The sequence below is a fragment of the uncultured Pseudoflavonifractor sp. genome (genome assembly GCF_944387805.1).
Taxonomy (GTDB): domain Bacteria; phylum Bacillota; class Clostridia; order Oscillospirales; family Oscillospiraceae; genus Pseudoflavonifractor.
This window is the reverse complement of record NZ_CALXGI010000050.1, coordinates 1-19,734: the sequence shown is the minus strand read 5'-3', so window position 1 is coordinate 19,734 and position 19,734 is coordinate 1. Positions and strand designations below refer to the sequence as shown.

16 protein-coding genes, 1 tRNA gene and 2 riboswitches are annotated in these 19,734 nt (G+C 62.0%); of the genes, 8 read left to right on the top strand and 9 right to left on the bottom strand.

Annotated elements, in window-relative coordinates; translation table 11 throughout:
- Window positions 1–110: 110 nt before the first annotated feature.
- Together Q0K06_RS10760 and Q0K06_RS10755 are read right to left on the bottom strand one after the other, a co-directional pair.
- Entirely contained in the window at window positions 111–491 is a 381-nt protein-coding gene (locus Q0K06_RS10760; RefSeq protein WP_294552206.1) for a DUF4363 family protein, read from the bottom strand.
- Entirely contained in the window at window positions 488–1,171 is a 684-nt protein-coding gene (locus Q0K06_RS10755; protein ID WP_294552202.1) for a DUF421 domain-containing protein, read from the bottom strand. The genes Q0K06_RS10760 and Q0K06_RS10755 overlap by 4 nt, the downstream gene beginning before the upstream one ends.
- 251 nt (window positions 1,172–1,422) lie before the next feature.
- Window positions 1,423–1,515, top strand: a riboswitch (cyclic di-GMP riboswitch).
- A 35-nt stretch (window positions 1,516–1,550) separates the two neighbouring features.
- Here Q0K06_RS10755 and Q0K06_RS10750 point away from each other — a divergent pair.
- Window positions 1,551–5,102, top strand: coding sequence for a vWA domain-containing protein (locus tag Q0K06_RS10750; protein WP_294552199.1), 3,552 nt, complete (start codon window positions 1,551–1,553; stop codon window positions 5,100–5,102).
- Window positions 5,103–5,185: 83 nt separating this feature from the next.
- Here Q0K06_RS10750 and Q0K06_RS10745 read toward each other — a convergent pair whose 3' ends face one another.
- Window positions 5,186–6,019, bottom strand: coding sequence for a MerR family transcriptional regulator (locus tag Q0K06_RS10745; protein WP_294552196.1), 834 nt, complete (start codon window positions 6,017–6,019; stop codon window positions 5,186–5,188).
- 130 nt (window positions 6,020–6,149) lie between these two features.
- Between Q0K06_RS10745 and Q0K06_RS10740 the strand changes: the two genes are divergently transcribed.
- Window positions 6,150–7,478: an MATE family efflux transporter gene (locus Q0K06_RS10740; RefSeq protein ID WP_294552193.1), complete on the top strand. Its 1,329-nt coding sequence runs from the start codon at window positions 6,150–6,152 to the stop codon at window positions 7,476–7,478.
- Between the two features lie 53 nt (window positions 7,479–7,531).
- Here the strand turns inward: Q0K06_RS10740 and Q0K06_RS10735 are convergent, their stop codons facing one another.
- Entirely contained in the window at window positions 7,532–8,953 is a 1,422-nt protein-coding gene (locus tag Q0K06_RS10735; RefSeq protein ID WP_294552190.1) for a radical SAM protein, read from the bottom strand.
- A gap of 239 nt (window positions 8,954–9,192) precedes the next feature.
- Here Q0K06_RS10735 and Q0K06_RS10730 point away from each other — a divergent pair, with 239 nt between their 5' ends.
- From Q0K06_RS10730 to Q0K06_RS10715, 4 genes are all read left to right on the top strand, one after another.
- Window positions 9,193–9,777: a hydrolase gene (locus Q0K06_RS10730; protein ID WP_294552186.1), complete on the top strand. Its 585-nt coding sequence runs from the start codon at window positions 9,193–9,195 to the stop codon at window positions 9,775–9,777.
- Between the two features lie 2 nt (window positions 9,778–9,779).
- The gene (locus Q0K06_RS10725) at window positions 9,780–11,159 is read left to right on the top strand and encodes an MATE family efflux transporter (RefSeq protein ID WP_294552183.1); all 1,380 of its coding nucleotides are present in this window, start codon (window positions 9,780–9,782) and stop codon (window positions 11,157–11,159) included.
- Between the two features lie 135 nt (window positions 11,160–11,294).
- Window positions 11,295–11,846, top strand: coding sequence for a sporulation protein (locus Q0K06_RS10720; protein ID WP_294552181.1), 552 nt, complete (start codon window positions 11,295–11,297; stop codon window positions 11,844–11,846).
- A gap of 219 nt (window positions 11,847–12,065) precedes the next feature.
- Window positions 12,066–13,538 carry a M20/M25/M40 family metallo-hydrolase gene (locus Q0K06_RS10715; protein WP_294552178.1) on the top strand — a complete coding sequence of 491 codons (1,473 nt, stop codon included), beginning with the start codon at window positions 12,066–12,068 and terminating at the stop codon, window positions 13,536–13,538.
- Window positions 13,539–13,625: 87 nt separating this feature from the next.
- Here Q0K06_RS10715 and Q0K06_RS10710 read toward each other — a convergent pair whose 3' ends face one another.
- Both Q0K06_RS10710 and Q0K06_RS10705 read right to left on the bottom strand, forming a co-directional pair.
- Window positions 13,626–14,435, bottom strand: a complete 810-nt coding sequence (locus Q0K06_RS10710; protein ID WP_294552175.1) for an HAD-IIB family hydrolase — start codon at window positions 14,433–14,435, stop codon at window positions 13,626–13,628.
- A 25-nt stretch (window positions 14,436–14,460) separates the two neighbouring features.
- Complete coding sequence (locus Q0K06_RS10705; RefSeq protein ID WP_294552172.1) at window positions 14,461–15,051, bottom strand: energy-coupled thiamine transporter ThiT; 591 nt, start codon at window positions 15,049–15,051, stop codon at window positions 14,461–14,463.
- Between the two features lie 68 nt (window positions 15,052–15,119).
- Window positions 15,120–15,237: riboswitch (TPP riboswitch) on the bottom strand.
- A gap of 118 nt (window positions 15,238–15,355) precedes the next feature.
- Between Q0K06_RS10705 and Q0K06_RS10700 the strand changes: the two genes are divergently transcribed.
- Window positions 15,356–15,829 (top strand): GNAT family N-acetyltransferase, encoded by a 474-nt coding sequence (locus Q0K06_RS10700; protein WP_294552169.1) that lies wholly within the window; start codon window positions 15,356–15,358, stop codon window positions 15,827–15,829.
- 96 nt (window positions 15,830–15,925) lie between these two features.
- On the opposite strand, the gene Q0K06_RS10695 is transcribed toward Q0K06_RS10700, so the two are convergent.
- From Q0K06_RS10695 to typA, 3 genes are all read right to left on the bottom strand, one after another.
- Window positions 15,926–16,840 carry an RluA family pseudouridine synthase gene (locus Q0K06_RS10695; protein WP_294552166.1) on the bottom strand — a complete coding sequence of 305 codons (915 nt, stop codon included), beginning with the start codon at window positions 16,838–16,840 and terminating at the stop codon, window positions 15,926–15,928.
- Window positions 16,815–17,315, bottom strand: coding sequence for a signal peptidase II (gene lspA, locus Q0K06_RS10690; protein WP_294552163.1), 501 nt, complete (start codon window positions 17,313–17,315; stop codon window positions 16,815–16,817). The genes Q0K06_RS10695 and lspA overlap by 26 nt, the downstream gene beginning before the upstream one ends.
- A 116-nt stretch (window positions 17,316–17,431) precedes the next feature.
- Window positions 17,432–19,258: a translational GTPase TypA gene (typA, locus tag Q0K06_RS10685; RefSeq protein WP_294552162.1), complete on the bottom strand. Its 1,827-nt coding sequence runs from the start codon at window positions 19,256–19,258 to the stop codon at window positions 17,432–17,434.
- A gap of 280 nt (window positions 19,259–19,538) precedes the next feature.
- Between typA and Q0K06_RS10680 the strand changes: the two genes are divergently transcribed.
- Window positions 19,539–19,615, top strand: a tRNA-Arg gene (locus tag Q0K06_RS10680).
- Window positions 19,616–19,734 lie beyond the last annotated feature (119 nt).

The window sequence follows — 19,734 nt, the reverse complement described above, 5'->3', positions numbered from 1 at the left end:
CCCCTTTAGGGGTATTGTCTGTATTATGCCCTTATAGGGCTTAATCAAGCCTCCGGCTTAGCCGGAGGTTGTGACTGACTGTTCGGCGGCGCGCCGGAGCGGCAACCGGGTCAGAGTATATTTTTCAGCGAGAGCTGTTCGGCCTCATAGAGCAGTCTGATCTGGGTGATGAGCCGGGCATTGGCGGCGGAGTACTCGCCGCTCTCCTGACAGCTGATAAACTCACCCACCTCCTGAAAGCTGCTGTTGATGTCGTCCGTATCCGAGTGGCGGAGAAGCACATGGAGGTAGAGGTTGTGGGATTCCCAGGCCTGAAAGGCGTCTTCCGTGAGCCGGGCGGCCTCAGCCCAGTTTCCGGCCTCGGCCCAGGCCTCCGCCTGGGTGAGCCGGTCAGACAGAGAGGCGGTAAAACGGTTCAGATAGCTGGCATTGTACAGCGTGGCGGCAAAAATAGCCGCCAGAATGCCGCAGGCAATCCACAGCCGTTTCATGTTGCAGTCACATCCTTTCTGGCCAGATAGATCTGGTTCTGCCCGTCTACTGTGAGCAGGAACACGTCGGCGGCGGATTTTATCTTGTGCGCCTCCAGCTGCCGGTCCAGCCAGACGCGGTTGAGTCCCCGGGAGCGGAGATTGCGATCCAGTATCCGGCCGTCGTTAATGACCACCACCGGAAGGCCGGGGTCGGCCGCCTCGATGCCCATCTGGCTGGCGGTGACAGGCAGCTCTCCGGCCCGGGGCAGCACGGAGATCTGCCCATTGGTCTCCAGAATGGCGTACTTTACGGCGGAAAGGTTAGTAATCCCCTTCATCCGCAGCTCCTCCATCAGTTCATCCACGGTAAAGCGGTTCCGTTTCATCTCCTTTTGCAGGATTTTGCCATCCTCCACAATGATGCTGGGCTTACCGCAGATAATGGCCCGGAAGCGCACGCTGCGCATGGTGAGCACAGAGATGGCCATGGTAATGCACAGCAGCGTGAGAATTGGGACAATGCCGGAGAGCAGGGGAATGCCGAAGTCCTGCATGGGCACAGCGGCCAGGTCTGCGATGATGAGGGCCAGCACCAGCTCCGACGGCTCCAGCTCCCCCACCTGCCGCTTTCCCATCAGGCGGATGCCGGCAATGATGAGCAGATAGAGAATGATGGTGCGCAGAAAGGCGATGACCATGAAAAGACCTCCCGAAAGACAGCTCGATTAAGCTCAGTATCACCGCCGGGCGGCATAATATTCAGGGGAAAAGCAGGGTAACAAAAAATAAAAAACGAAAGGGAAATATTTTTAAAGAACTTTTCAAAATGTGACCGAAATGTAACTGTTGTATGGTATAGTAGGGTCACAATCGGAAGAGAAAAACACGGTACCGTGTTTTTTGTTCCTTTCAGGAACAAAGCGGTGCTGAAAACGAAGAAATTCTTCCGGTGACGAAAGGGCAAACCGGCCGAAAGACCGGGACGCAAAGTCAGGAGGCTAAAGCGGAGCGCCCTATCCGCCATGCCCGTCCGACTGCCGCATTTTCAACCTCAAGGTTTGAAAGGGGAATTGAAACATGTTGGCAAAGAAGTGTAAGAAATTGGTGGCGATGCTGCTGACGCTGAGCCTGGTGCTGGGATTGCTGGGCACTGCCGCTCTGGCAAGCGGCACGGAGTCCACCGGCGGAGAACCGGCTCCGGGCGCGGTGACGAAAAATGGAGTCACGGTGAACAAGACCGCCACACCGCTGGATGAAAACGACAAGACGACTGTCTCCCTGTCGGTGGGCGCGACAGAGGAGAAGGAAAATGTGGCAGTCATGTTCCTTCTGGATAAATCCACCAGCCAGGGCATGCGGGACGAGGCTGCCGCCATGCTGGACGAGCTGAAGACCAAGACCAACACCAACATTCTCTATGATGTGGTGATCTTCTCCGGCACGGCGACGGCAACCGGATGGAGGGACATCCAGAACGACGCCGATCTGGAGGACACCAAGGCCAACTTTGTCAACGCCGAAACTACCAGCGGCACCAATATGACCGCGGGCATCCAGAAGGCCCAGTCTGAGCTGGCTGCCCTTCCTGCGGGGTATGACACCACGTATCTGGTCACCCTCAGCGACGGCATCACCTATGTCTGGGACGAGGGCGGTCAGACCTACTGTGTGGCGGTTGCCGGGCTCAACGCCAAGGGCGAGGCAGTGGAGAGCGGTGTTCAGGCTGGACCGGACACCTGGATTATGCTCCATCCTGTGGACCTGTATCCTCATAAGGATGAGGACGCCCGCACGACGGTGGAAAGCCTTTACGGGAGTTTTGACGGCTTCCTGACGAACGTAGAATCCAGAATGGAGGCCACCAGACAGGATGGATATGTAAAGGCATATGGTGCGGACGGCTCTTACAACAAGGACTCCTATGTCACTACCTACATCTATCAGGGTTGGGAGGAAGAACAGGCTGAGGCTGAGGCTACCTACGCCTGCGGCCCGGAGTTTGCCCTGTACTATGCCGCCACTGGCTATACCGAGCTGGCCGCTCAGTTTGACAAGAGCTTTGCCTATGCCGTGCCCGAGCTGGATGATAATGGCGAAGAGAATACCGCCAACTGGAAGAACTACCCCTGGGGCCAGGAGCTGATGAACTACTGCCAGTCCAAGAGCACCAACGCCGGTTATGGCAGTATCTCCAATACCGATGCAAAAAAGATTTTTTCCGAAATTCAGGACGCGATTCTGTATGCCATCCAGAGAGGAACTGTGACCGATGTCATCGGAGACAGCTTTGACCTGACCGATCTGGACACTGTTAAGCTGACCGTGGGCGGCACTGAGCTGTCCGGAACGGCAGATACAGAGAACGAGAACCTGATCAACTTCGGCACCGCCGATGAGCAGGGCGTCTACCCCTATACTGTGGAGTACAAGCCTGCCGCTGATACGGAGAAGGAACAGCTGGTGTGGACCATCAACGTTCCCGTGGAGAGTGCCGCGGGCGTGAAGCTCTCCTACGGCCTGACGCTGGTCAATAAGGCCGAGGATCCGGGCGATTATACTGTGCCCACCAATGAGAGCGCCGTCCTGGACTACACCTCTACGGAAGGCGGTACGGGTAATGTGACGTTCCCCCAGCCTAAGCTGACCTATACCGTGGAGGATACGCAGACCGATCCTGATCCCGACCCCGAGCCGCCCGCCACTGACTGGGAGGTCTCCAAGTCCAAGACGGCCACCAACCTGGACTCCAGCTATGAGTCCAAGGTGACCCTGTCCCTGCCTTCTGCCCAGGAGACACTGGAGTCCGATGTGGTGTTTGTGCTGGATTATTCCAGCTGCAAGGAATCTGTGGCTAGGGACGCTCTTAAAATGCTGGAAAATCTTAGGAAACAGGCGGAGGACTCCGACGCGCAAATTAACATTGGCGCGGTCGTATATAGAGGAAATGCATCGGAACGGCAATTCAGTTTGCAGAGTTTAACTAAAGACAGTCTCGACAAACTGGAAGAATTCTTGAACGTGGAGCCTGAAGAGCCAGGAAGCAACATGCACGCCGGATTGTTAGCGGCCCAGGCTATGCTGGAAAAAAGTCCTACAAGCAACAACCGCCAATATATGATTCTGATCAGTGATGGAATCACTTATTCCTGGGATCAGGAAGGAGAGCAGTACGCCGCGGCGTATCAGACAGAAACGCTTCAGTATGCCAACAATACCGCTTGGGAGGTCTGGCACGGTTCTCTTAACTGGACGCCTTCTGAGGGATGGGACGCCTACCTGGATAACCAGGCAGGCAAGATTGAAAAGACCTTGCAGGATCGCTCTGCCCCATATGACAGAAAAAATATCCAAAACCCGATCGGCCCTGATGAGCGTGATACTTATGCAAGCTGTGTGGACGTGGCGCTGTATAAATGTCGTGAAGTCTATCGTCAGCTGCAGAGTACGTATCACTGCTATGCAATGTTGTCGGGTACTGATGGCCAATATGGAGCATCTTTTATAGAGTATTTGGCAGACGGTAAGACCGTGAACTTTAAGGAGATCCAGAACGACATCTATTACCTGCTGGACGCCGGCTCCAAGGTAGTGGACGTTATTGGCTACGGCGACGACTACAATTTCGACTTTGTCAACGACATCAATAAGCTGACCCTGACTGTGGGCGGAACTCCTCTGGATAAAGTCAAGATCAACGACACCACCTACGGCTTCGACCCGATTACGGACGCAGAGACCGGAGAGACCGTCTACCGTTATGTCCTGCACTACTATACTGACGGGGCCACCGACGAGCAGACTGGCGGCAACGGACAGGTTAATGACGAGTGCTTCGTGTGGGAAATCAACGTGCCCGTCAGCAATTTTGCCCCCGTGGAGCTGACCTACTCGGTAAAGCTGACCAACCCCAAGACTGATGCGGGTACCTACGGCCAGTATGACGCTGACGGCAGCAAGGGCTGCGGCGGCCTGTACACCAACAACAGCGCCGTGCTCTATCCCGTGGACTCTCTGGGCAATGTGGGCGCGGCGGAGGAATTCGGCAAGCCCACCGTGTCCTACACCGTCAGTGGCGGTGGCGGCGGGATTATCCCCAGCTACAACTACTACACGGTGACCGTGAACTATCTGGACAAGGAGACGGGCGAGAAGGTTGCGGACAGCTATGTGAGCCCCAGCCGTATCCAGGGCAGCCGGTACGATGTGACGGCGTACGACGCCATTGCCGTTGATGGTTATACCTACGACAGCACCAGCGGCGACGCGCTGACCGGCACGCTGAACAGCAACAAGGTGGTCAACGTGTACTACGTGGCCGAGGCTACCGAGATTCCCGACGACGACACGCCCACCGGCGATCTGCCTGAGCAGCCCGGCGAGACCGACATCCCCGACGACGACACCCCCACCGGCGACCTGCCCGAGCAGCCTGAGGAGGGCAATCAGCCCGGCGAAGGCGGCGAGGTGGACATCGGCGATGGCGAGACGCCCACCGGCAACCTGCCCCAGACCGGCACCACCAGCGGCAGCACCGCGCTGCGCGCTGTGAGCGGCGTGTTCCTGTGCCTGGCGGTGGTATTCGGCGCCGTGACTGTGGTCCTGTTCCGCAAGGAGCGGGAGCAGGGCTGAGACAGCCGCCTGAAGGAAAGATAACTTCAGCAGCACAATAAAACAGCGGCCCCGCCTCTCCACAGAGAGGCGGGGCCGCTGCTTTATTCCGGATGCGCCCCTGTCGGGGCGATGAGAATGGACATCTGAAGCACATAGTTGTCGTGCCCATCCACAGAAAGCTCGTCCAGCAGGGCGTCCTCATAGAAGGGGCCGGACAGGGACATGCCCCGCTCCTGAGCCCAGGAGAGCATTCGGCGGTAGGTGCGGTAAGCGGTGCCGTACCCGCCGGTGTGACAGGCGGTGAGATAGGCTCCGGCAGGCCGGACCGTGACGGGCACTCCCCTGGGACGGCGGTCCACCTGGGTGTAAATAGCGCAGTACCCCTCCGTGCTGTCCCGCCCGGCCCACTCCGGGCTCATAATGGCCCCCACCGGATAGGGGCTGGCAATATGCCTGGCCTCCCGGTACTGCATGTGGGCCACAAAGGCCAGGTTGATGTTTTCCCCCGGCCTGCAGGGGGTGGTGATGAGCAGGGCCTGGGGACACTCTGCTACCCGCATGCCCTCCTGCTCCACGGCCATGGCCGCCCGGGTCAGCTCCGCCTTTCGGCGGATCAGGTCCCGCATCTGCCGTAGGCGGCGGATCTTCTCCTCCAGCTCCACCGACTCCCGCTCCAGCAGGGCCACCAGCTGCTCCGGACTGCGCCGGTCCAAATAGGCCCTGATGTCTGCCAGCGGCATGCCCAGCTCCTTGAGGGTAGAGATCACATAGAATACGTCCATCTGAGGAAAGGTATAGTACCGGTATCCGTTCTCCCCCTTGACCGCCGGGGAGAATATGCCCATCTGGTCGTAGTGGAACAGGGTGTGCTTGGTGGTGCCGCACAGGCGGGCAAAGTCGCCTGTGGTGAGATAGCCTCCGGGTACTGCTGACACGCCGTCCGGCCTCCTCTCTGCCAAACCCGCCCCGGCAGAAGGCGGGAATTTGGCGCTTGACTATCGGGTTACCCGATACTTTATAATATCTGACGCATTGAGATTTTGTCAAGAAAGGCCGGTGCTTCCCATGGAAAACCGTCTGGACAGGGAGTTTCGCTTTTTCTCCCTGCTCCGTTTTGCCCTGCCCAGTGTGGTGATGATGATTTTCACCTCCCTCTACTCCATTGTAGACGGCATGTTTGTCTCCCGCTTTGTGGGCGAGGACGCGCTGGCGGCGCTGAATATTGTCTTTCCCGTCATGAGCCTGACAATGGCGGCGGGGGTTATGCTGGCCACCGGCGGCAGCGCCATTGTGGCCCGGCGGATGGGGTCCGGGGAGGAGCAGTCCGCCCTGGAGGGATTCTCCCTGCTGACCGCGGTGGGCGCGGCGGTGGGCGCGGTGTTCTCCGTGCTGGGACTGGCGGCGGTGGAGCCCATCTGCCGCCTGCTGGGCGGCGAGGGGGCGCTGATGGCCTACTGTGTGCCCTACCTGCGGATTATCATGCTCTTCGGGCCCATGAGCATACTTCAGCTTATGTTCCAGAGCTTTTTCGTCACCGCCGGCCGGCCCGGGCTGGGCCTGGGGCTGACGGTGGCCGCCGGCGTGGCCAACATGGTGCTGGACTATGTATTCATCGTGCCGGTGGGCATGGGGGTGGCGGGGGCCGCCCTGGCCACGGTTGTCGGCTACTGCATCCCGGCGGTGGCGGGCCTGGCGTTCTTTGCCCTGCGGCGGCAGGGCCTTCGCTTCACCCGGCCCAAGTGGGACGGCCGCATGCTGGCAGGGGCCTGCTTCAACGGCTCCTCTGAGATGGTGTCCAACCTGTCCAGCGCGGTGGTCACGCTGCTGTTCAACCTGACCATGCTGGAGCTGCTGGGACCGCCCGGCGTGTCCGCCATCACCATTGTGCTCTACGCCCAGTTCCTCCTCACCGCCCTGTACATCGGTTTTTCCATCGGCGTGGCGCCGGTGTTCAGCTTCAACTACGGCGCCGACAACCGCAAACGGCTCCGGTCCCTGTTCCGGTCCTGCCTGATCTTTATCGCGGGTTCGTCTGTGGTGCTGCTCCTGGTCGCTCTCTTTATAGCCGACGGCGTGGTGACGGTATTTTCTCCCCGGGGCTCAGAGGTGTATGACCTGGCGGTTCACGGCTTCCGGCTCTTTGCCCCCATGATCCTCTTCACCGGGCTCAATATCTTTGCCTCCGCCCTGTTCACCGCCCTGTCCAACGGTCCGGTGTCCGCCCTGCTGTCGTTTCTGCGGACCTTCGGCTTCCTGACGGCGGGCCTGCTGCTGCTCCCCCGGCTGCTGGGGGTGGACGGCGTGTGGCTGGCGGTGCCGGTGGCCGAGCTGCTCTCCTTTGGGGTGAGCCTGTGGTGCTTCCGCTGGGGCGGAAAGCGGTACGGCTACGCCTGAATCAGACAGACAAAAATCCCCGCCGCTATGCGGCGGGGATTTTGTCATGCAGGTTACTGATGAATGGCATCCCGGGGGGTGCGGAGAGCCTCCCGGGCCACCCGGGCCTCCTCGGTGGGATAGTGGTCCGGGTCCTTGCTGGCCTGGCTGTTCTCCCAGAGCTCCTTGGCAGCGGGAGCCCAGCAGGCGGCGTAGCTGTCGCACTTGGCGCACAGGTGCTCGGCGGACTCGGGGGACTGGGGGTCGGTGGAGTGGGCGCCGGTGCGGGCGACCATCTCCCGCAGCTTGTTGGGGTTCTCCAGCATGGGGCAGGGCTGGAGCATGTTCTCGTTGAAGGGCTGACCGTCGTGGTAGGCCATGAACAGAGGCCCGCGAAGGGCGTCCAGCAGGGACTTCTCCCGGATGTTGGTGTCCGAGTAATGGATGAATACGCAGGGGTCCACGTCGCCGTTGGCGTTGATGTGGAGGTAGCGCCGGCCGCCGGCGATGCACCCGCCCACATACTCGGCGTCGTTCTGGAAGTCCATGGCGAACAGGGGCTTGCGGCTGCGGTAATCCCGGAGGCGGCGGTACATCTCGGTGCGCTGCTCAGGGGTGGGCAGCAGCTCGGGCACGGCGTCGTTGCCCACGGGCATGTAGTGGAAGTACCACACGAACAGGGCGCCCAGGTCGATCATCTTGTCGTAGAAGGCCTCGCTGGTGATGGACTCGAAGTTGGCGCTGGTGTAGCAGGCGGAGATGCCGAAGGGCAGGCGTTTGCGCTTGAGCAGCTCCATGGCGGCGACGACCTTCTGATACACGCCGCCGCCCCGGCGGCTGTCGGTGGCCTCCTCAAAGCCCTCCAGGCTGATGGCGGGGATAAAGTTCTTCACCCGCAGCAGCTCGTCGGCAAAGGCCTCGTCGATGAGGGTGGCGTTGGTGAAGCAGAGGAACTGGCAGTCGCTGTGCTTCTCGCACAGGCGGATGATATCGGCCTTGCGGACCAGGGGCTCGCCGCCGGTGTAGATGTACATGTACACGCCCAGCTCCTTGCCCTGGCGGATGATGTCGTCAATCTCGTCATAGGACAGGTTGAGCTTGTTGCCGTACTCGGCGGCCCAGCAGCCGGTGCAGTGCAGGTTGCAGGCGCTGGTGGGGTCCAGCAGAATGGCCCAGGGAATGTTGCAGTGGTATTTGGCCCGGGCGGCCTCCTGCTTGTCCCAGCCGATGAGATTGGCGTTGAGGAAGAAGTTGACAAAGGTGGCCTTGAGCACCTCGGGGTCAATGTCCTTCACAATATGCAGAATGAGCTGGTGGTAGGGATGGTCCGGATTGGTAATTGCCTCCCGAACGGCGGCCCGCTGAGAGGGGAAGGCGCCCCGGGAGAATTTATCCACCCAGGTCATCAGGGTGGGCAGGTTCTTCTCCGGATCTTTGGTGATGTAGTCCACGGCCTGTTCGATGCCGAATTGCTTCAAACTGTTGGGGATATGCATAAAATCACTCCTTGTCCGTTGGTAGACCGATCTTTGATACTAAATTATTCCGGGCTCTGCTGTTTCTCAACGGACAGAGCGGGAAAAGTGTCAAATTTGGAAACAAAACCGCGAAACTGTCCAAATAAAACAGGAGGCGGCAGAGCGCCTGTGAGGAGAACAGCTGGATTTTTCTCTGCATATATGCTAAAATTATATTTTACCGTATGGGAGAATATGAACGGGGAAAGGGGATTTTTATGAGCGCAAAAGAGGAGTTTATTGAGATTTTTAACGGGAAAATCCATCGGGACGGGGCCCATGCCCTGCTGGATTACCTGGAGAACAAGAGCGATTTCTTCACCGCTCCCGCCTCCGCCCGGTTCCACGGGGCCTATGCCGGGGGCCTGTGCGACCACAGCCTGAACGTGTACCACTGCCTGACGGACTACCTGTCCCGGCCGCGCGCTCAGGAGCTCTACGGCCTGGAGTACAGCGAGGAGACGGTGGCCCTGGTGGCCCTGCTCCACGACGTGTGCAAGATTGGCTGCTATAAACCGGGGACCCGCAACGTAAAGGGGCCGGACGGCAAGTGGCAGAGCGTGCCTACCTACTCCTTTGAGGACCCCCTGCCCTACGGCCACGGGGAGAAGAGCGTGTACATCGTCAACGGCTACCTCCGCCTGACCCGGGAGGAGGCCATGGCCATCCGCTGGCACATGGGATTCTCGGGCACGGAGGACGCCCGCACGGTGGGCCAGGCCTTCCAGCAGTTCCCCCTGGCCTTCGCTTTGGCCACCGCCGACATGGAAGCCACTTATTTCCTGGAAAATGAGGAGGGCTGACCATGGCTAAGCGCACAAACGACCTGGGCAGGGACCCGGTGCCCCAGCTGCTCCGGCGGCTGGCTCTGCCCGCCGTCACCGCCCAGGTGGTCAACGCCCTGTACAACATTGTGGACCGGATGTACCTGGGCCACATGAAGCCGGACGGGGACCTGGCCATCACCGGCGTGGGCGTGGCCTTTTCCATTATTATGTTTATTTCCGCCCTGTCCGCCCTGGTAGGCATGGGCGGCGGCTCCCGGGCGGCCATCCGCACCGGCGAGGGCCGCACCGACCTGGCGGAGGAGATTCTGGGCAACTGTACTATGCTGAGCATTCTGATCTCGGTGGTTGTCATGGCGGTGTTCCTCCCCCTCCAGCGGCCCATGCTGCTGATGATGGGGGCCAGTGAGGACACCATCGGCTACGCTGTGGACTACCTCACCATCTACCTCTGCGGCACGGTGTTTGTCCAGATTTCCCTGGCCCTGAACAACTTTATCACCACCCAGGGCTTCTCCACCACCTCCATGCTCACCGTGGTCATCGGCGCGGCGGTCAACATTGTGCTGGACCCCATCTTTATCTTCGGCATGGACATGGGCGTCCAGGGCGCGGCCCTTGCCACCATCATCGCCCAGGCGGTGTCGGCGGTGTGGGTAATCTGCTTCCTCACCGGGAAGCGCACCGGCCTGAAAATCCGGGCCAAATACCTGCGCCTCAGGCCCAGGGTTCTTCTGCCGGTGGTATCCATCGGCGTGTCCCCCTTTATCATGCAGTCCACCGAGAGCCTGGTGAACATCGCATTCAACGCCTCCCTGCTCCGGTACGGCGGGGACCGGTACGTGGGGGCCATGACCATCTGCTCCTCCATCATGCAGGTGCTGACCATGATTTTCCAGGGCCTGGCCCAGGGGGCCCAGCCCATTGTGGGCTACAACTACGGCGCCGGTCAGCTGGACCGGGTCCGCAAGACCTTCCGCCTGCTCATTACCTCCGGCATTGTCTACGCTGTCGCCGGCTGGCTGCTGGTGGAGCTCTTCCCCCACGCCTTTGTGGCCATGTTCAACGACAAGCCCGAGCTGGTGGAGGCCGCTGTATGGGCGCTGCGGATTTATCTGGCCTGCTTCTTCATGCTGGGCGTGCAGTTCTCCTGTCAGCAGACCTTTGTGGCCCTGGGCCAGGCCAAGGTGTCCCTGTTCCTGGCCCTGCTGCGGAAGATCATCCTCCTTATCCCCCTTATCTACATCCTGCCCCGCGTCCTCACCGGGAACCAGGTCTTTGCCGTGTATCTGGCCGAACCGGTGGCCGATTTCCTGGCCTCCACCACCACCGGCCTTATATTTGCCTGGCAGTTCCCCCGGATTCTCCGCCAGCGGGAACGGGAACTGGGCAAGACTTGATATCATTGCAAAAGCGACCGGAGGGCCGCCGCTTCAGCGGCGGCCCTCCGGTTTTTTCTGCCTTCCGCTGGGGGGAAGGCGGTCTGCACCCCCACCTCCCTTCCGGCATAGGATGACCGGAAGGGAGGTGGAAAATTGGACGTTTTGGCTTCCATCGGGGCCATACTGGTCTTTACCATGGCCTGCAATCTGGATACCATGCTCCTCTCCATGGGGTACGCGGTCCGTGGGCTGACGGTGTCCCCGGGAGGGTGCCTGATTCTGGCGGGGGTGACCACGGGGGTGACCTGGCTGTCCCTGGCCCTGGGGGCGGCGGCGGGCCGGTTCCTGCCCGCCGGCCTGGGAGATATGCTGGGGGGCCTGGTGCTGCTGGCCATCGGCCTGTGGTTTCTGCTGGACTGGCTGCGCTCCCCGGTGGAGGGCGCAGAGCCCCTGCCCTGCGTGCGGGCCTGGGTGCCCCTGGCGGCGGCGCTGGCGGTGAACAACGCCGGGGCTGGCGTGGCGGCGGGCATCAGCGGCCTCTCTCCCCTGTGGGCGGCGGTGTGCAATTTCTGCGTGACGCTGCTCTTTATTTCCCTGGGCGGCTGGCTGGGGGCGGGACCCCTGGGCCGCCTGCTGGGGAAATGCGCCCTGCCCCTGTCCGGGCTGCTGCTGGTGCTGCTGGGCGCCGCCGAGGCCTTTCTCTAAGAGGCGGACTGTGGTACAATAACCGCAATACAAACAGCTTTGCTGTTTGCGGCCGCCCTTTGGGCGGCCCGGCGCGGCGAAATCGCCGCGCGCTGCGCTTGTTGTACCATAGCCCCCAAACCGGCGGGGCCGGTTTTCCGCCGCTCTGCGGCGTGCAAGCCAAAATGGCTTGCAGCTATGGTACATACAGGTAATATATAGACACAGGGGGCTTGCGTTATGACAGAGCTGACGGCGCGGCTGGGTGGCCCGGAGGCCATCACCGCGGGAATTGTGGCGGAATTTCAGGGGATGTGCGCCGTCCCCCACCCCTCCCACGGGGAGAAGGCGGTGGGGGAGCTGCTCTCCCGGCGGCTGGAGGCGCTGGGCGGCGCACCGGTCATGGACGCCGCCGGCAATCTGACCGCCGGCCTGCCTGCCGCGCCGGGCTGCGAGGGCGCACCCCTCACCATCATCCAGGGACATATGGACATGGTGTGCGCCGTCCGGCCGGGCAGCGGCTATGTGCCCGACCGGGACCCCATCCGCACGGTGACGGCGGACGGCTTTCTCCGGTCGGACGGCCGGTCCTCCCTGGGGGCGGACAACGGCCTGGGCAACGCCGCCGTTCTCTGGCTGCTGGGGCAGAAGCTGAACCGGGGGCCGGTGCGGGTCATCTTCACGGTGGCCGAGGAGGTGGGCCTGGCGGGGGCGCGGGAGGTTGACCCGGCCTGGCTGGCAGGGGCCAAGTACCTGCTCAACACCGACGGCTTCCACCTGGGCACCGCCGTGGTAGGCTCGGCGGGCGGGCGGCGGGAGACCTTCTCCCGTCCCCTGTCCCTCTGTCCGGCGGAAGAGGGCGCGGCCTTCACCGTCAACCTGTCCGGCTTTTCCGGCGGCCACTCGGGAGACGACATCCACCGGGGCCGGGGCAACCCCATCAAGGCCCTGTCCGCCCTGCTGTCCGCTTTGCCCTTCCCCTGGGCGCCGGCGGAGTTCTCCGGCGGACAGGCCCACAACGCCATTCCCACCTGGGCGTCGGCGGTGGTGGCCCTCTCCCCCGGCCACATCCCGGCCCTGAAGGCGGCATTTGAGGCCTGGGCAGCGGAGCTGGAGGCGGCCCACCGGGCCACCGACCCGGAGTTCAAGGCGGCGCTGGAGGAGACTGCCCTGCCGAAATTGGTGTGGGACGGCCGCTGCCGGGACGCCCTGCTGGCCCTCACCGGCGGCCTGGCCCACGGCGTGCAGCGCTGGCACAGGGACTTTCCCGGCGTGGTGTCCGCGTCAGCCAACCTGGGCCGGGTGTGGACGGAGGGGGGCGCGGTGAAGGCGGCAGAGTTCCTCCGCTGCGCCGACCCGGCGGACGAGGAAGCGCTGGCCAATGCCCACCGCCGTCTGGCGGAGGAGAACGGCTTTGGGGTCACCGCCACCGGCTACCCCGCCTGGCAGGGCAGGCCGGACAACCCCCTTGCCCTGCTGATGGACAGCGTGTACCGCCGGGAGACGGGGCGGGGCATGACCATCTCCGCCGTCCACGTGGGGCTGGAGCCCTCCCTGTTCCATGCCAAGGCCCCTGAGCTGTTGATGGCGGTGGCCGGGCCGGACATTCTGGACGCCCACTCCCCCGACGAGCGGGCGCCTCTCTCCTCCCTGCCCGCCTACGCCGCTCTCCTGGCAGGCACCCTGGAGGAAATTGGCCGCCAGCAGGGATAAAGGCCTGAGCTTGTCCACAAAAAGCGCTGCCGAGGTGGAAAAACAATGCCCGCCGGAATTCCGGCGGGCATTGAAGACGGTTTCGATTCAGCTGTACCGCTCATCCAGGATGCGGATGATGTCGGCAATGCAGTGGTCGTCGCTGGACTTGACGATGACCGGGCCGAAGTTCCGGACCGGGTCGGCGCAGTTGGCGGGGGCGAAGGGGATGGCGGACACAGCCAGCATGGGGATGTCGTTCTGGTTGTCCCCCACGCAGTAGATGTCCTTCCGCGCCACCCCCAGGCGCTCTGCCAGCCGGAGGACCATGCCCCCCTTGGTGGCGCCCTTGGCGGTGATCTCCAGCAGGGCGTTGCTGGAGAAGATGACCTCGTACTTGTCCCCCCACCGGTCCAGCAGGAACTTCTGGGCGGCGAGCAGGGTCCTGTGCTCGTCCTGGATGACCGCCTTGCTCCAGGACGTGGGCATGTCCGCCAGGCTGCAGGGGGTCCAGGTGGTGCCCACCCGCTTCACATGGCGGTCGGTAAAGGCGTTGGGGTGGTGGATGTACACGTCGTCCCCGTGGTAGGTCTCCATGCCGATGGAGGGCATCTCCGCCGACAGCACCGCCAGGTCGCGGGCTGCGTCAGCGGGCAGAGGAAGCTCGCAGACCACCTGATCCGTAGAATAGTCGTAGAGCAGGGCCCCATTGGACAGGATGACGGGGGCGTTGATGGGGGCCAGATGCACGTAGGGGGAAAAGGTGCGATGGGCCCGGCCGGTGGCCACGGTGAAGTAGCCGCCCTCCCGGATGAAGTGCTCGATGGCGGCCACATTCTCGGCGGACACCTCCAGGCGGGAGTTGTAGAGCGTGTCGTCGAAGTCGCTGGCCAGCAGCACACGGTCGAATTTACCCAATTGACTTCCCCCTCATATGGTATTATTATCGGATATCTGCGCCCATATAATACTTTTTCAGGCCGGGGAACAGAAGCCCGGCAATGACCAGCGCCAGAATCGTGTTGGGCAGCATGTAGACGCCGTTGTAGAGCAGAGAGTAGAACCAGGGATTGGTCATGGTCATGTTCAGGAAGCGCTCGGGCATGTACTCGGCCCAGATGGTGGCGCCCACCACATAGTGGACCAGGAAGCGGGCCGCGCAGCCCACCACAGTGCCGGCAAAGATGCCCCACTTCTTACCCTTAAACACTCCGGCCAGGCCCAGCACGGTAAAGGCCGCCAGATAGTCGCCGATGATGGACTGCCAGCCCAGGGCGAAGCCGCCGTCAAACATGAACTGGAGCACGCCGAACACAAAGCCGGCGCCCAGGCCCGGCCCCAGGCCCCAGCGGACCGCGAAGAAGAGGACGGGGAACATGGCGGGGGTCAGGGAGCCGCCGTTGGGCAGCTCCAGGAACTTGATGTAGCTGAGGATCTGGGCCAGGGCCACCATAATGGCGCCCTCGCAGAGCATCCGGGTGTAGAGGCGGCGCTTGCTGGATGGGCTTTTCTGGGTTGGTGTTGAGATAGGCATGATTGGTTCCTCCCGAAAAAATATGTACCGCAGGCCGAACGGGCGCAATGCGGTACGGGAGAAACGACAGTCATAGCCGAATCATCTTCCTACGCCGGCATTACCCGGATCAGGTTCAAGGGACCGGGAGAAGCGCTATCCTCCACATCTCAGCCGGACTTGCGTCCAGCGCCCCTGTGTTCGATTGTCTGCGGTCGGGCATTATTTTATACCAGAGAGGAATCTCTTGTCAAGGCGCGGGGGAAAAACAGGACAGATGACAAAATGACGGCCTGTTCGGGCCGAAAAAAGGAGCAGATTTGCCATGGAACTGAGACCATACCGGCCGGAGGACTGCCCGGCCCTGGGGGCGCTGTTTTACCGCACGGTGCACGCGGCCTGCACCGGGGAGTACACCCCCCGCCAGCTGGACGCCTGGGCGCCGCCGGAGGGGGTGGACCTGGCGGCCTGGCATGAGAGCTTTTCCGCCCATGTGACCCTGGTGGCGGTGGAAAACGGAGCAATTGTGGGCTTTGGGGACATGGCCCCGGACGGATATCTGGACCGGCTCTATGTGGCCCATACCCATCTGCGCCGGGGGGTGGCCTCCGCCCTGTGCGCCGCCCTGGAGCAGGCGGTGCCCGCCCGGCGGTACACCGTCCACGCCTCCCGCACCGCCCTCCCCTTCTTCCTGGCCCGGGGCTGGCGGGTGGTGAAGGAACAGACCGTGGAGCGCCGGGGCGTCACCCTGAACAACTATGTGATGGAGAAAATCCCGGTGCAAACGCCCGCAGCATGAAGCGCAGGAGAATAAGCCCCCGCATGGGTCTCTCTCTGGAGGAACCCATGCGGGGGCTCTTGTATCCACATGATGTTGTCCTTTTGTGGAAAAAGTTCAGCTCATGCGCCGCAGCTTGTCCAGCACGGCCTCAAACCAGTCGGGCAGGGGGCACTCCACAGTCATCCGCTCCCCGGTGCGGGGGTGGACAAAGGAGAGCCGCCGGGCGTGGAGGCACTGGCCCGCCAGGCCGGGATAGGGCTTCTTGGAGCCGTACACCGTGTCCCCCAGCAGGGGGTGGCCGATGTGGGCCATGTGCACGCGAATCTGGTGGGTGCGGCCGGTCTCCAGACGGCACTGGAGGTGGGTGTACCCGGAAAACCGCTCCAGCACGGTCCAGTGAGTCACGGCCTCCCGGCCCTGGAGGAAGTTGACCGCCATCTTTTTCCGGTCGGTGGGGTGCCGGGCGATGGGGGCCCGGACGGTGCCCTCGTCCTCCTTGAAGCCGCCCACCGCCACCGCCTCATACTCCCGGTACAGGGAGTGGTCCTGAAGCTGCCCGGCCAGAGCCAGGTGGGCAAAGTCGCTCTTGGCGGCGATAATCAGGCCGGAGGTGTCCCGGTCGATGCGGTGGACGATGCCGGGCCGCAGCTCCCCGTTGATGCCGGAGAGTGATTTTCCGCAGTGATATAACAGCGCGTTGACCAAAGTGCCGTCGGGATGGCCTGCCGCCGGGTGGACCACCATGCCCACCGGCTTGTTGATGACAATAACGTCGCCGTCCTCGTACACCACGTCCAGGGGGATGTCCTGGGGGACCACGTCCACCTCCGCCGGGTCGGGCAGGGAGAGCACCAGCTCGTCCCCCACGGCGGTCTTGTAGTTCTTCTTCACCGGAAGGCCCCTGAGGGTGACGGCCCCCTCCTCCAGCAGCTTCTGGGCCGCCGAGCGGGACAGCTCCGGCAGCTGCCGGGCGAGAAACTGGTCCGCCCGCTCCTCTGCCCGGTCAGCCCTCAGGGTCAGCGGCGTCATGGTCAGCCTCCTGTCCCGCCGGGGCCTTCTCCAGCTTCTCGTAGAAGAAGAGCACGTACACCATCATGGCGACAACGCCGCACACCAGGCAGCAGTCGGCCACGTTGAACACGGCGAAGTTGATGAAAATGGTCTGGAACATGTCGGTCACATAGCCGAAGGCCACCCGGTCGATGAGGTTGCCCACCGCCCCGGCCAGGATGACGGCCAGAATGGCCTGCCCCGCCGGGTGGCGGAACACCCGCTTGACCATGACCGCCACCAGGGCCACGGATACTACTGCGGAGATAAGGGCCAGAATCCAGGTGTGGTCCCGGAAGAGGGAGAAGGCGGCGCCGGTGTTCTGGTAATAGGTCAGGTTGAGAATGTGGGGGATGAAGGGCACGCTCTCCCCCAGCTCCAGGTTGGACCGGATGAGAAATTTGACCACCTGGTCCGCTGCGACCAGCACCGCGGCAAGAATGGCATAGGGCATAATAAGAGTCTCCTTTGTATTCGGTGTGAGAGCATTATAGCACGCTTTTCCAACCCTCACAACGGCTGAGGCGGAAAAAAGGACGGACACAGGGGCTGTGTCCGTCCTTTTGGGGGTTAGGTTTTTTTCTTGGAGGCCTCGCGCATCCGGGCGGCGTGGTCCAGCAGGCGCTTGCGCAGGCGCAGGCTCTTGGGAGTGACCTCCAGCAGCTCGTCGTCGGCCAGGAACTCCAGGCACTGCTCCAGAGACATCTGGCGGGGCGGGGTCAGGCGGAGGGCGTCGTCAGAGCCGGAGGCCCGCATGTTGGTCAGCTGCTTCTTCTTGCAGACGTTGACCGAGATGTCCTCCTGCTTGGGGGTCTCGCCCACAATCATGCCGGCGTAGACGGGCACGCCCGCGCCGATGAACAGCACGCCGCGCTCCTGGGCGTTGTACAGGCCGTAGGTCACGCTCTCGCCGGTCTCGAAGGACACCAGGGAGCCGGTGTTCCGGCGGGCAATCTCCCCTTTCACAGGGGCGTAGGAGTCGAATACGCTGGCCATAATGCCCTCGCCTTTGGTGTCGGTGAGGAACTCGTTCCGGTAGCCGAACAGGCCCCGGGCGGGCACCAGGAACTCCAGCTTCATGCGGTTGCCCACAGGGGTCATCTCCAGCAGGTCGCCCTTCCGGGAGCCCAGCTTCTCAATGACCGCGCCCACGTTGTCGGAGGGCACGTCCACCACCAGGCGCTCCATAGGCTCGCACTTGACGCCGTCAATCTCCTGGAAGAGCACCCGGGGCGGGGAGACCTGGAACTCATAGCCCTCCCGGCGCATGGTCTCAATGAGGATGGACAGGCTCATCTCGCCCCGGCCGGCCACATTGAAGGAGTCGGTGTTGTCGGTCTCGGTGACCCGGAGGGACACGTCCTTCAGGGTCTCCCGGAACAGGCGCTCCCGCAGCTGGCGGGAGGTGACGAATTTACCCTCCTTGCCGGCAAAGGGAGAGTCGTTGACGGAGAAGGTCATCTCAATGGTGGGGGCGGAGATCTTCACGAACTCAATGGGCTCCACACAGTCGGGGGCGCAGATGGTGTCGCCGATGGTGATGTCCCCAATGCCGCTCATGGCGATGATGTTGCCCGCGTCGGCCTCGGTGACAGGCACCTTGGCCAGGCCGTCGAACTGATAGAGAGCGGTGGCCTTTGCCTTCTTGGGGGGCTGGTCGGGGCTGTGGTAGTTGCACACAGCGATCTCCTCGTTCTGTTTCACAGTGCCCCGCTCAATGCGGCCGATGGCGATACGGCCTACGAACTCGTTGTAGTCGATGGAGCTGACCAGCATCTGGAAGGGCTTGTCCACGTCGGCCTCGGGGGCGGGGATATAGTTGAGGATGGTCTCAAAGAGGGGCTTGAGGTCGGTGCCGGGCACGTCGGGAGAGTAGGAGGCGGTGCCGTTGCGGCCGGAGCAGAACAGGGTGGGAGACTCAAACTGCTCCTCAGTGGCGTTCAGGTCCAGCAGCAGCTCCAGCACCTCGTCCATGACCTCGTGAATGCGCTGGTCGGGGCGGTCGATTTTATTGACCACCACGATGACCCGGTGGCCCAGCTCCAGGGCCTTGGACAGCACGAAGCGGGTCTGGGGCATGGGGCCCTCGGCGGCGTCCACCAGCAGGATAACGCCGTTGACCATCTTCAGGATGCGCTCCACCTCGCCGCCGAAGTCGGCGTGGCCCGGGGTGTCTACAATGTTGATTTTCACGTCCTTGTAATGGACGGCGGTATTTTTGGCCAGAATGGTGATGCCCCGCTCACGCTCCAGGTCGTTGGAGTCCATCACACGCTCCACGGGCGCCTGATTCTCACGGAAAATGCCGCCCTGCTTGAGCATCTCGTCCACCAGGGTGGTCTTGCCATGGTCGACGTGGGCGATAATGGCTACGTTGCGCAATTTTTCGTTTTGCACAGGGAATACACCTCAAATCTTTCTTCAAACAAGTTCAGTATCAAACACAACCACTTATTATAGCGTATAAAGGGGAAAAACGCAACTTTTTTCCCCTTTTGTTTTAAAAATATTTTACCCAAAAGTGAGGAGGAATTTCGCGCCAAAGTTGACAGCGCCGCGGGGATGGGGTAAAATACACTCCGTAGCGCAACAGGATATACCCCTCCGCTGCGCTGGTGCGGAATGCGCCTCCGGCCGGACAGCCGGCGGTGAGGCGTTCACCCCTTCAGTTTCATATGCGCCTGTAGCTCAGCAGGATAGAGCGACCGCCTCCTAAGCGGTAGGTCGGAGGTTCGAATCCCCTCAGGCGTGCCAAAAAGGGAGGCTAAAAAAGATATTGAGGACAAAACCTCAGTGTTTTCAAGGCTTCCGAGGCCCGTAGATCAGCAGATCTACGGGCCTTATTTTTCCGATATTTTACCCTGTGCCATCCA

What these genes read in the sequence shown, in the direction of transcription:
- Q0K06_RS10760 (WP_294552206.1), bottom strand. Translation starts at nt 491, where the DNA reads ATGAAACGGCTGTGGATTGCCTGCGGCATTCTGGCGGCTATTTTTGCC.
- Q0K06_RS10750 (WP_294552199.1), top strand. Translation starts at nt 1,551, where the DNA reads ATGTTGGCAAAGAAGTGTAAGAAATTGGTGGCGATGCTGCTGACGCTG.
- Q0K06_RS10730 (WP_294552186.1), top strand. Translation starts at nt 9,193, where the DNA reads ATGAGCGCAAAAGAGGAGTTTATTGAGATTTTTAACGGGAAAATCCAT.
- Q0K06_RS10755 (WP_294552202.1), bottom strand. Translation starts at nt 1,171, where the DNA reads ATGGTCATCGCCTTTCTGCGCACCATCATTCTCTATCTGCTCATCATT.
- lspA (WP_294552163.1), bottom strand. Translation starts at nt 17,315, where the DNA reads ATGCCCTATGCCATTCTTGCCGCGGTGCTGGTCGCAGCGGACCAGGTG.
- Q0K06_RS10735 (WP_294552190.1), bottom strand. Translation starts at nt 8,953, where the DNA reads ATGCATATCCCCAACAGTTTGAAGCAATTCGGCATCGAACAGGCCGTG.
- Q0K06_RS10725 (WP_294552183.1), top strand. Translation starts at nt 9,780, where the DNA reads ATGGCTAAGCGCACAAACGACCTGGGCAGGGACCCGGTGCCCCAGCTG.
- Q0K06_RS10700 (WP_294552169.1), top strand. Translation starts at nt 15,356, where the DNA reads ATGGAACTGAGACCATACCGGCCGGAGGACTGCCCGGCCCTGGGGGCG.
- Q0K06_RS10705 (WP_294552172.1), bottom strand. Translation starts at nt 15,051, where the DNA reads ATGCCTATCTCAACACCAACCCAGAAAAGCCCATCCAGCAAGCGCCGC.
- Q0K06_RS10740 (WP_294552193.1), top strand. Translation starts at nt 6,150, where the DNA reads ATGGAAAACCGTCTGGACAGGGAGTTTCGCTTTTTCTCCCTGCTCCGT.
- Q0K06_RS10695 (WP_294552166.1), bottom strand. Translation starts at nt 16,840, where the DNA reads ATGACGCCGCTGACCCTGAGGGCTGACCGGGCAGAGGAGCGGGCGGAC.
- Q0K06_RS10715 (WP_294552178.1), top strand. Translation starts at nt 12,066, where the DNA reads ATGACAGAGCTGACGGCGCGGCTGGGTGGCCCGGAGGCCATCACCGCG.